Origin of the sequence: Streptomyces sp. NPDC048337 (assembly GCF_043201175.1) — a bacterium.
Lineage (GTDB): Bacteria > Actinomycetota > Actinomycetes > Streptomycetales > Streptomycetaceae > Streptomyces.
The window spans coordinates 1-12,020 of sequence record NZ_JBICYR010000054.1; the positions used below are offsets into that span (position 1 = coordinate 1).

Annotated in this window: 5 protein-coding genes and 2 pseudogenes; 4 read left to right on the forward strand and 3 right to left on the reverse strand. The window is 69.7% G+C overall.

Features of this window, described 5'->3' with window-relative positions; translation table 11 throughout:
• Positions 1 to 80, reverse strand: a pseudogene (locus ACGFYU_RS37635) (thymidine kinase); the annotation flags it as partial.
• Positions 81 to 603: 523 nt separating this feature from the next.
• Here ACGFYU_RS37635 and ACGFYU_RS37640 point away from each other — a divergent pair.
• Entirely contained in the window at positions 604 to 7,722 is a 7,119-nt protein-coding gene (locus ACGFYU_RS37640; protein WP_393831807.1) for an amino acid adenylation domain-containing protein, read from the forward strand.
• 98 nt (positions 7,723 to 7,820) lie between these two features.
• The gene (locus ACGFYU_RS37645) at positions 7,821 to 10,220 is read left to right on the forward strand and encodes an ATP-binding cassette domain-containing protein (RefSeq protein ID WP_393831808.1); all 2,400 of its coding nucleotides are present in this window, start codon (positions 7,821 to 7,823) and stop codon (positions 10,218 to 10,220) included.
• A 37-nt stretch (positions 10,221 to 10,257) separates the two neighbouring features.
• Here ACGFYU_RS37645 and ACGFYU_RS37650 read toward each other — a convergent pair whose 3' ends face one another.
• Positions 10,258 to 10,527, reverse strand: coding sequence for a DUF5132 domain-containing protein (locus ACGFYU_RS37650; RefSeq protein WP_365917603.1), 270 nt, complete (start codon positions 10,525 to 10,527; stop codon positions 10,258 to 10,260).
• Positions 10,528 to 11,012: 485 nt separating this feature from the next.
• Here ACGFYU_RS37650 and ACGFYU_RS37655 point away from each other — a divergent pair, with 485 nt between their 5' ends.
• Together ACGFYU_RS37655 and ACGFYU_RS37660 are read left to right on the forward strand one after the other, a co-directional pair.
• Positions 11,013 to 11,276: a DUF5132 domain-containing protein gene (locus ACGFYU_RS37655; RefSeq protein WP_365917602.1), complete on the forward strand. Its 264-nt coding sequence runs from the start codon at positions 11,013 to 11,015 to the stop codon at positions 11,274 to 11,276.
• 45 nt (positions 11,277 to 11,321) lie between these two features.
• Positions 11,322 to 11,537 carry an MbtH family protein gene (locus ACGFYU_RS37660; protein WP_365917601.1) on the forward strand — a complete coding sequence of 72 codons (216 nt, stop codon included), beginning with the start codon at positions 11,322 to 11,324 and terminating at the stop codon, positions 11,535 to 11,537.
• A gap of 305 nt (positions 11,538 to 11,842) precedes the next feature.
• Here the strand turns inward: ACGFYU_RS37660 and ACGFYU_RS37665 are convergent.
• A pseudogene (locus ACGFYU_RS37665) lies at positions 11,843 to 12,020 on the reverse strand (thymidine kinase); the annotation flags it as partial.

A 12,020-nucleotide genomic window follows, 5' to 3' on the forward strand; every position in this document is an offset into this window, starting at 1 on the left:
TTGCCCTCACCAGCCCGGTCATCGCGAGTGAAGACCACACCCTGGAGCCCACGCGCCGACCGATTATGACCCAGCTGGATTGCGAGAGTGCTCTTGCTTGACCATTAGCCATCTGGTGGGTGACTCACGCAGCTCCACGGGCAGGGCCTGACCACCGCCGGCTTCGGCACAACCGCCTGAACCGCCAACTGCGGGTGGGTGGATGTTCTGCTCAGCGGAGTTGGGTCGTCACGGTCGGGCGTGGGACGCCTCCGGGGTGTCGCGCAGCGCCAGGCTTCGGCTCTGCCACGGAGCGACGCGAGGGTGTCTCGCCACCGCCACTTGTCCGCGACGCACGCAGTCCTGGCCAAGCGGGCCATACGAGGGACTTGTCCGCCGACGAATCGATCCAGTGCCCGTGCGGCTGGCACGATAGAGGGCGCGAGCAACGACCTATTCGCGCGGGTTTGTCATTGTCGGGCTGCACGCAGCACCGCCCCTGGATTCCCAGCGAGCTGCCGGGCGGTCGCCGTCCTCCGGGCGGTTGGAACATCGGGGGTACCGCCTCTGGTGGAGTTCGGACACTCAGGAGGTTTCCCCTTGTCCCGTCGTCACGTCTCCGCCATGAGCGCTTCCGACCCGGCGCCCACACCGGAAGCCACGGCGGAAGCATCGACACACGTACTGGCGCCGACTGCGGCACAGCGCGAGGTCTGGTTCGCCGAGCAGCGGTCCCCGGATGCGGGCGCGGCACCTCGCATCGGCGAATACCTGGAGATCCACGGGCCAGTCGACCCGGCAGTGTTCGAGGCGGCGCTGCGCGGCGTCGTCGACGAGGCCGATGCGCTGCTGGTGCGCCTGGTCCCCAGTGAGGACACTGTGGCGCAGGTCTTCGAGCACGAGCGGTCCTGGGCGCCGGCGGTCGTCGACGTGTGCCACGAGCCCGACCCGCGGGCAGCGGCACACGAGTGGATCGCCGCGGATCTGGCCCGGCCCATGGACCCGGCTCGTGATCCGCTGTTCAGCTTCGGATTGATCAGGCTGGCACCTGACCGATTCTGGTGGTGCCACACCTACCACCATGCGGTGATGGACGGTTTCGGCTTTGCTCTCGTCGCGCGTCGCGTTGCCGAGGTGTACACGGCTGCCGCGGCCGGTCGGGCGGCCGGTCCCAGTCCGTTCGGTTCTCTGTCGGCTCTGGTGCAGGCAGATCTGGAGTACCGGGCGTCGCCGGACCATGCCGCCGACCGGGAGTACTGGACAAGGCAACTGGCCGACTGGCCGGGGGCGGCCGTGATCCCGCCCCGGCCAGGACTCTCCGGCGCGGACGCCGCCCCCGTGGCGGAGTGCGCGGCTACCGGACAGCGGACCCCGGGGGCCGTCCGCACGACCGGGCTGCGTTCGCTTCCGCGCCCGGAAGTGTTGGGGGCCGCAGCCCGGCGCGCGGGGGTCCCTTGGTCCCGGTTCGTGGTCGCCGCAGTGGCCCTGTACCTGCACCGGTTGACGGGCGCGGGAGACGTGTCGGTCGGGCTGGTCGTGACGGGCCGCCTGGACGAGGCCACCCGTTCGACCCCGGGACTGCTCGCCAATGTGGTCCCCGTACGGCTGGCCGTGCGGCCCGGTGCGCCGCTGGCGGAGCTGCTGACCCAGGCTGATGACCGGATCCGTGAGGCCGTGGCCCACCAGCGATACCGCGGCGAGGACCTGCGCCGCGATCTCAGGCTGCCAGGCGGAACAGGCACCGCATTCTCGCCGGTGGTCAACATCATGCGATTCGACTACGACATCAGGTTCGCCGGCCACCGGTGCACCGCGCACAACATCTCCCGCAGGCTGGGAGCCGACCAGGTCATCGCGGTGTCGGATCGCCGGGACGGAGCCGGGCCGCAGCTAAACCTGCAGGCCCCATCCGACGTCTACGGCGACGCCGATCTCGCTGACCACCAGCAGCGGCTGCTGCGCCTGCTGGATGACATGGCAGAGCTCGACCCCCGCCTGCCCGTCGGAATGCTCGACCTGCTGGCCGACGATGAGCGGCGGCACCTGCTCCGGGCGGGCGACGCCACCACGGCCGCTGTTCCGGGCTCGCCGCTGCCGGCTCTGCTCGAGGCCAGAGTACGCATCGCGCCCGACTCGGTCGCGGTGGTGGCCGACGACACGACCCTGACGTACGGGGAGCTCAATGAGCGGGCCAACCGGCTCGCGCACGCGCTGATCACCCGAGGCATCGGCCCCGAGGACGTCGTGGCTCTCGCCCTACCGCGCTCGGTGGAGCTGATTGTGTCCATCGTGGGGGTGCTCAAAGCGGGGGCCGCGTACCTTCCGGTGGATCCGAAGTACCCCACTGCGCGCATCGACCACATGCTCGCCGATGCGCGCGCTGCCCTGGTGATCGATGACATGGACGCCCTGGCCGCCCTGTCGCAGGGGCAGCCGGACTCCGATCCGGGTATCGTCATCGATCCCCGGCACCCTGCCTATGTGATGTACACATCGGGATCGACCGGGCGTCCCAAGGGGGTTGTCGTGACCCATACCGGCATCGCCTCCCTGACCGCCGCCCAGGTAGAGCATCTGGCCCTCACTCCCGACAGCCGCGTACTGCAGCTGGTTTCGCCCAGCTTCGATGTGTCCGTGTGCGATCTGTGCAGCGCCTTGCTGACAGGTGCCGCGTTGGTGCTCGCACCCGCGGCCGATCCGCTGTCGGCCCTCATCCAGCCGGGCACGGCTGTCACGCACGCCGCCGTACCGGCATCGGTACTGTCGGCCGTGGAGCCCTCTTCGGTGTCGGTGCCGACGCTCACTGTCGGGGGTGAGGCGTGTTCGCCCGGGCTGGCAGCGCGGTGGGCGCCAGGCCGACGCCTGGTCAACGCCTACGGGCCGACAGAGGCCACGGTGTGCGCGACGATGAGCAGGCGGCTGACCCCCTCGGCCTCGGCGCCGCCGATCGGCCGGCCGGTCGCAGGCACTCGGGTCTATGTGCTGGACGCCGCGTTGCAGCCGGCGCCGCCGGGAGTGGTGGGGGAGCTGTACATCGCGGGGGCGGGGCTGGCCCGCGGATATCTGAACCGGGCCGGTCTCACCGCGGAGCGGTTCGTGGCCGACCCGTACGGTGCGCCGGGGACACGTATGTACCGCACGGGTGACCTGGCGAAGTGGCGTGCCGACGGGGAGCTTGAGTTTGCGGGCCGGGTGGACGACCAGGTCAAGGTACGGGGGCACCGCATCGAGCCCGGCGAAGTCGAAGCTGTGCTCGCCGCCCATCCTGGTGTCGCCGGGGCCGCCGTCGCTGCGCACGATGACCGGCTCGTGGGCTATCTCGTAGCAGCGACGGGCGCCGTAATCGATACCGGGCAGATGCGCGAGCATGCGCGGGCGCAGTTGCCCGCGCAGATGGTGCCGGCCGTGTTCGTGATCGTGGAGGCGCTGCCGCTGACTGCCAGCGGAAAGCTGGACCGTGCCGCTCTGCCTACGCCGGACCTTGGGACGGCCGCAGGCGGCCAGGCGCCGCGCACCCTGCCCGAGCGGGTGCTGTGCGAACTGTTCGCCGAGGTGCTGGGCGTGCCGCGGGTCGGCGCAGACGATGACTTCTTCTCCTTGGGTGGCCACTCGCTCCTCGCCACCCGGCTCATCAGCCGCATCCGCACCACCCTCGGCACCGCCATCGACCTGGGCACCTTTTTTGAGTCGCCCACGGCCGCCGGTCTGGCCGGACGCCTCGACTCCACAGGACAAGCCTGTCGGGCACCGAGTCCCCGGCGGCGGCCCGAGACGATCCCTCTGTCGTTCGCGCAACAGCGACTGTGGTTCCTGCACCGCGTGCAGGGTCCTAGCGCCGTCTACAACATCTCCCTCGCCCTGCGCCTGACAGGCGACCTCGACCGGGAAGCCCTGAAGCTGGCGCTGGCGGACGTGGTGACCCGGCATGAGAGCTTGCGCACCCTCTGCCCGGAGACCGGCGGCGTCCCCCGTCAGCAGATCACCGACGTGTGCACAACAGGCCTGACGGTACCGGTCTCCCGGGTGGACGAGGGCGGACTTCCGTCGAGACTGGCAGAGGCAGCCTCCTACGCGTTCGACCTGATGACGGAGGAGCCGCTACGGGCTCACCTGTATGAACTGGGTTCCGCCGAGCACGTACTCCTGCTGGTCATGCATCACATCGCGGGCGATGGCTGGTCCATGGAACCGCTGGCCCGGGACCTGGGGGCCGCCTACGGCGCCCGGCGCCGCGGCGGGGAACCGGGGTGGGCGCCGTTGCCGTTGCAGTACGCCGACTACACCCTGTGGCAGCAGGACCTGCTCGGCGACCGCTCCGACCCCGACAGCCTGGCCGCCCGCCAACTCGCGTACTGGGCACATGCTCTCACCGGTCTGCCCGCCGAGCTGGCGTTGCCGTACGACCGTCCCCGCCCTGCCATCGCATCGCACCGCGGCGCAGAGGTCGCTGTCCGTATCGATGCGGACCTTCACGCGGGGCTGGCGGAGCTGGGGCGCCGGTGCGGGGCGAGTCTGTTCATGGTCCTGCACGCGGGTCTGGCCGCGCTGTTCACCAAGCTCGGCGCGGGCACGGACATTCCGATCGGCAGTCCGATCGCCGGGCGCACTGACGGCGCCCTGGACAACCTCGTCGGTCTCTTCGTCAACACCCTGCTGCTGCGCACCGACACCTCGGGTGACCCCACGTTCACCCAACTCGTCGAACGAGTCCGTGAGACGGCGTTGGCCGCCTACGCTCACCCGGACGTACCTTTCGAGCACGTGGTGGAGGAGGTCAACCCCCCCAGGTCGCTCTCTCACCACCCGCTGTTCCAGACCATGCTCTCCGTCGACGCGGCCCCCACCGGCGCGTTCGGACTCCCAGGCCTGGAGGTGTCGGTTACACCGGTACCGACCGGAACGGCCAAGTTCGACTTGGACATCTCCCTGTCCGAACGGCACTCCGAGGACGGTAACCGCCTTGGCCTCGACGGGTCCATCCGCTACTCCACCGATGTGTTCGACCACGCCACCGTGGAGGCGTTGGCCGCGCGCTGGCTGCGGCTGCTGAACAGATCAGTGCAGCACCCGGACCGGCCCTTCAGTCTCATCGACGTGGTGCTTCCGGAAGAGCGCCGCCTCCTGCTCCAGACGGACGCTGTCACGGAGCATCCCACGCTGACCGCCACAGTGCCGGAACTGTTTCAGGCACAAGTACGAGCTGTACCGGACGCTGTCGCGGTGGTGGCCGGTGACACCACGCTGACTTACGGAGAGCTGAACGGCCGGGCCAACCAGCTTGCTCACGCGCTGAGTTCACGCGGCATCGGCCCCGAGGACATCGTGGCCCTTGCCCTGCCCCGCAACGCCGACCTGATCGTGGCGATCCTCGCCGTACTCAAGTCCGGGGCCGCCTACCTGCCTCTCGACCCGGAATACCCCGCGGCGCGCATCGCCGCCATGGTCGGGGACGCCCGGCCGGCGCTGCTGCTGACCGACACCCGCACCGCCGCCACCACAAAGGGCCTCGACCACATCGCGCCGCACACGCCGCGTCTGCTGCTCGACACACCAGAGACCGCCCAGGTGCCGGCGGCGCTTGCGGACACTGACCCTGCAACGGGCCTGCTGCCCGACAGCCCTGCGTACGTCCTCTACACCTCAGGGTCGACCGGCCGCCCCAAGGGGGTCGTTGCCCGGCACGCGAGCGTGGTCAACGTGGCTGCCAACTACCGGTCCACCGTGTTCGGGCCCGCGGCGGAGCGGGTCGGCCGACGCCTGAGGGTGGCCTTGACCGCGTCGGTGTCCTTCGACGCGTCGTGGGCACAACTGGCAGCCCTCATGGATGGCCACGAGCTGCATGTGGCCGACTCCGATACCTGGGCGGACGCAGACCGGCTCACGGCGTGGCTGGTGGACAACCGGATCGATTCGGTGGACGCCACCCCCTCGTACATGCGCGTACTGGCCGACAGGGGCCTGTTCACCAACGAGCGGTGGCGGCCCGGCGTGGCCGTACTCGGTGGCGAGGCATTGCCCAGCCGACTGTGGCGGGAACTGCGGGTCGTGGACGGGCTGACGGCGTACAACATGTACGGGCCGACCGAGTGCACGGTCGACGCGGTCGCTGCCCGGCTGCGTGACACCACGACCCCGGTCATCGGCCGTCCAGGCGGCGGTGCGCGGGCGTATGTACTGGACGCCGCATTGCAAGCGGTGCCACCGGGAGTGGTAGGGGAGTTGTACATCGCCGGGCCCGGGCTGGCGCGGGGTTATCTGAAGCGGCCGGCCCTGACCGCGGAGCGGTTCGTAGCCGACCCCCGTGGTGGGCCGGGAGCCCGCATGTACCGCACCGGCGATCTGGCGAAGTGGCGGGCCGACGGCGTCCTTGAGTTCGTCGGGCGGGCGGACGACCAGGTCAAGGTTCGGGGGCATCGCATCGAGCCCGGCGACGTCGAAGCCGCCCTGACCGCACACCCCGGTGTCGCCCAGGCCGCGATCACCGCGCGAGGGGACCGGCTCGTGGCCTGTGTGGTGCCCGCGGCCGGAGCCGATGCCGAGGCAGGGCCGCTGCTCGAGTATCTGCGCGGGCAGCTGCCGGCACACATGGTCCCCGCGGCGTTTGTGTTCATGGAGGCGCTGCCGCTGACTGCGAACGGGAAGCTCGACCGGGCGGCGCTGCCCGCGCCCGACTTCGGGGCGGTCGTGGCCGGACGACCTCCGCGCACCCCGCCCGAGCGGGTGCTGTGCGAACTGTTCGCCGAGGTGCTGGGTGTGCCCGGCGTCGGCATCGACGATGACTTCTTCGCGTTCGGCGGCCACTCGCTGCTGGCCGCCCGCCTCATCTCCCGCATCCGCAATGCCTTCGGCACCGACATCGGCCTGCGCAGTCTCTTCGAAGCCCCCACCGTTGCCGGCCTGGCCGGTCGCCTGGGGACTGGACGTCTCGACGACGCCCTCGAGGTCGTGCTGCCGCTGCGCCCGCAGGGTAACCGGCTGCCCCTTTGGTGCATCCACCCGTCCTCCGGTATCGGCTGGTCCTACAGCGGTCTGCTCCGTCATCTGCCCCCCGGCCAACCGCTGTACGCCATCCAGGCTCCCACCCTCGCACAGCCCGAGCGACGGGCGACGTCGATCGGGGACATGGCAGCCGACTACGCCCAACACATCCGCAAGGTCCAGCCTCAGGGCCCCTACCAGCTTCTTGGCTGGTCCGCCGGCGGACTCCTCGCCCACGCCGTCACCGCCGAACTGAACCGACTCGGGGAGACCACCAGCCTGCTCGCGCTTCTCGACTCCTACCCCGCACCGCGGCCGGCGACCAGTGAATCCACCGCGCCCACCATGCCCACCGAGCGCGAGGTACTCGTCAACGCCCTTGGCTGCGCCCCCGATGCGCTGCCCTTCGGACCGCTGCCCTCGGGCCTGGCCGCCGAAGCGCTGCGCGACTGCGGCAACTCACTCGCCGGCCTGACACCACACCACATCAACGCGGTCGTCGCCACAGCACGGCACATCATGCTGCTGGCTGACCTGCACACACCCGACCGCGTCCACGCCGACCTGCTGCTGTTCACCGCGACCCGCGAAGACCACCCGGAATCCCCCCGTCCAGAGGTCTGGCGGCCATACGTCACCGGGCGCATCGAGACACACCCCGTACCCGTCGGCCACCACCGGATGACCGAACCGGACGCGCTCACCCGCATTGCCCCGATCCTCGCCGCGCACCTTGACCAGGCCACCACCTGGCCGGCGACCTGACTCCGCCCCTCGCACACCTCTCAGGGCCGCTCCGCTGCGGGACGCGGCCCTTGCCACGCCCCACAGCGGGCCAGACCTGGAACCGGTGATTGCCCGACATGCCATCGCTCGCAGAGCCGACGACCGGGAAGGCGATCTCCCGTCCCCTCGTCGCCCGAGGACTGCTGAGGCCCCGCTCGATCATCCCGGGCCGCCAGCGCTGGGACGCGGAGGTCATCCGCGGAAGGCCGGCCCTCGCCCGACTGGTTGAGGCCACGCTCCGGCAGGCGCCGGGTATCACAGACGCACACGCCAACCCCATCACCGGCCGAGTGCTCGTGCGGCACAGCCCCGGCACCAGCCCACGGCAGGCAGCCTGGGCATTGCACCTGGCGGTCGACCGGGCCCTCACCCATCTCTGCGATCCCTCGGCCGACGGTTCGGCTCTGCCTGTCGCCGCTGTGCCCGCCGCACGGCCGGGCAAGGAGAGCGGGGTCCGTCGCCCGATCCTCGCTTCCGAGCACAGCACCGGCAGGCGCGTTCGCCGCGGCGTGGCCCGACGGACGCCGATCGCGGCGGCGGGCACCGGGGTGGGCGTGGCGGCGGCAGTGGCTCTGGGCTGCGGAAGGCTCTGCCTGGGACTGCTGGCCCACCCTCTCGTGGGCCTGGGCCTTGCCGCCGCGGCGACGGCGGCCATCGTAAGACGCGCCTGGCGGCGATCCGACGGTGCGCGGCCATCAAGCGGGACGGCCACGCGCGGCCACCCGCTACGACGCATCATCGGTCGACACAAACGCCAGTTCGCCATGGCAACGCTGCTGTCCGTACTCTCCATGCTGGCGGAGATGACCCTGTTTGCGCTGGTCCCCTCAACCGTGCTGCTGCTCGCGCGCGGCGAAAGCGCGACACTGGCCCGTCTGGGCGTGGCCGGTGCGAAGGCCCAGCTGTCCGTACTCGCCGGCGCGATCGGACTGTCCTGCCTGACCACGACGGCCATGGGATACACGGCCGACGTCGCCTGGCGCAGGCTGGGACACACCGTCGAGGACGACTGGCGCAGGCGCACCTACGACCACGTGCAGGCCCTCGCGCCGGCTGATCTCGAGGACGAGCGCACCAGCAGGGTCACCGGCGTGCTGACCGAGGACATCAGCCAGCTGGGATCCTTCATCGGCTCCCACATGCACGACGTGGTTCAGCTGGTCACCAGCATCGCCCTCCTCATCCCGGTCTACCTCCTGCTCGCTCCACAACTCGCCTGGATGGCCTTCGCGCCGATCCCCCTGGTCACGTGGCTCTCCTTCCGCTTCCACGAGCGCGCGGTCGCCGACCACGGCGTCTCCGGCGAGCACCGGACGCGGTTGAACAGCCGGATCGCCGACAACCTCCAGGCCCACACCACGGTGAAGGCCGCGTGCACCGAGAAGTGCGAGACCTCGCGCATCGCCGAGCTGAGCCGGGAGAACCGTGAGGCCAACCGTCGCACCGACCGCAGTTCGGCGGCGCAGGGTCAGATCGTGCGCTTGTGCGCGGCCTCGGCGCTGAGCGGGACGCTGCTGATCGGCGGCCGGGCCGTACTCAATGGCGTGCTGCCCGCCTCGGCCTTCGGACCGTTGATCGAGATGCCGGGGATGGCGGTGGCCCGGCTGTCCCGGCTCGGTGCCATCACCGCGCAGTACCAGCGCACGCTCGCGGCCTTCGACCGGGTGCAGCGCCTGAACGACCTGCCGGTCGAGCCCGGCACGGACGGCCGCCGACTGCCCGCTCAGCAGGTCAGGGGAGAGATCGAGCTTCGGAGGGTGACCTTTGCCTACCCCGGCCGCCCACCGGCACTGTGCGATACGTCCCTGGCCATCTCCCCCGGCAAAGTCACCGGCATCGTCGGTGCCACCGGCGCCGGCAAGACCACCATCACCAAACTGCTGATGCGCTTCAGGCACGCCGACAGCGGACTGGTCCTTCTCGACGGCTTCGACGTGCGCGAGCTCGCACTGCCTTACCTGCGCGGCGCGATCGGCTATGTCAGCCAGGAGCCGTTCCTTTTCGACGCGACGATCGCGGAGAACATCCGTTACGGCACGTTCGACGCCACCCAGCAGCAGCTCATCACCGCCGCACACACCGCCGGGGCGGGCACGTTCATCGAGGCCCTGCCCGACGGCTACGACACCATGGTCGGACAGCACGGCGCGGCGCTGTCCGGCGGGCAGAAGCAGCGTATTGCCCTGGCGCGCACCATCTTGAAGAACCCGCCGATCGTGATCCTCGACGAGGCCACCTCCGCGGTCGACAACGAGACCGAGGCCGCCATCCGGCACGCCCTGCAGTCCTTCGGAGTGAACCGCACGATGGTCGTCATCGCCCACCGGCTCTCCACCGTCCGCGACGCCGACCAGATCTACGTCCTGGGCCCTGGCGGCGTCGTGGCCGAGCAGGGCACCCACGACGACCTGGTCGCGCTCGCAGGCACGTACGCCGGGCTGTGGAGCTTGCAGGCGGGCCAGAGAGTGCTCTCCTGATCCGGCAGGGCCTCGGCCGAGGTCGGGGGCGAAACAGTCACCGGCCCTTGGTGGGGTCGCTCCGCACCTTGGCGGGGACGGCCCTGTCCGCAGCACTGGGGGCCTTTGCGATCTCGACGGGGCGGCTACCGCCGGCCGCCTCGGCTGCGGCATGGCGTACCTCGTCGCGGACCGAGAGGGACGCCTGCTTGACGTCCATGGCCAGTCCCACTGAGGTCTTCACCACCCCTCGCACGATGGGCTTGACGATCCGCTTGGCGAACGGTGACACGATCACACCTGCGAGGAAGGGGGTGACAGGCAGCATGACGGTCTCTCCTTGAGTCTTGCCCGGAGCATGAGGCCTTCCGGCGTTCCAGCCACCTTCCGGGCATAGGCAGGGCTCGGCGGCGCACCGCTGCGATCGGCATTCGCCGTGCTGAACAACGGCCGGCCGTCGAGCGTCATGTACCCGCGCCGGCCGTGAAGCGGCGCGTGATATCCGCTGTATGAGCCACCCGGGGCCGGGCATTCACTCCTTCAGCTCTCCACGCGGAGAGAACGGCCCGGACATCCCTTTGGGTGGAATCCGATCATTGCTTCACTCGATGTGGCGAAGGTGATCGCTGAACGCCGCGCGGCCGGCACGCGAGTGCAACCATGCTGCTGACAGGTCTCTGATATCAACAGGGCCTTCGCCATCGAAGCTGTCGACGGGGGGAGAAAATATCATCTTCATGATGTTAGTGGCCGCATTGTTTTTATCGACAGCTCAAAAATGGTGAGTCCCGCGCACAAAGAGAGGGAAGTTACATGCTGCCTGTAGTGCCCCCGTTCTTGATCGGTCTCCTCGCCGCTCCCCTGGTCAAGAGAATCGCCAAGCCGCTCATGCGGGGCGTCGTCAAGACGTCGGTCGGGCTCGTCATGGAGGTAAAGCGGGTCGCACATGAGACCAACGAAGAAATTCAGGACCTCGCTGCCGAGGTGACAGCAGAGGTGATCGCGGCCGAGATGTCGCGCGGGTCCGAATCCAAGGACACTGCCAAGGCGCGCCCCGCTGGAGCCGCCAAGCAGTGAGCAGGGTATGCGGCGGCCGACGCACCGACGAACCGGGAGACGAGCATGATCAACCCATTCGAGGACAGCGATGGCACCTTCCTCGTCCTCGTCAACCACGAGGCCCAGTATTCTCTCTGGCCGTCCTTCGCGGACGTGCCGGACGGCTGGACCGTCGCCCACCCCGTGGGCACCCGCGAGGCGTGCCTGCAGTACATCGAGCGCACGTGGATTGACATGCGCCCGAAGAGCCTCGTTGACGCCATGAACGCCGAGCGGTAAGGCGAAAGACCATCGGCCCGCACCGCACCGCACCGCACCGCACCGCGACACGACACGACACGACACGGATGTATCGATGCAATCACTTCTGTACTCGGCCGAGCTCATCGAGGAGGACGGCATCTATTGGCTTACGGTGACGGACCACATGCGCGACTCTGTGCAGACGGCCGAGGTCTCGAAGAGGGCGGTGGAGAAACTCCCCGTGTTTCTTTCCATGCTTAACTCCGAGCGGCTCGGCTCCTTGCGGTAACAGGGGAGAGGAACGGTGCCCCTTTCCCCGGCTCCCTATTTCGACGACGGGCTCAGACGCCGGCAACCGGGAGGACGTCCGGGGAGAGAGCACCCGCGTGGGCCGTGGCCGAGGTCATGCGGCGGCGGTGGTGGCGGCGGCACAGGACCTCGTAGCCGATCTCCTCCGCCGGGCGGTTCACGTCGCCGACCACCACCTGGGCGCCCTCGACCACCATCTCCCCGCCCACC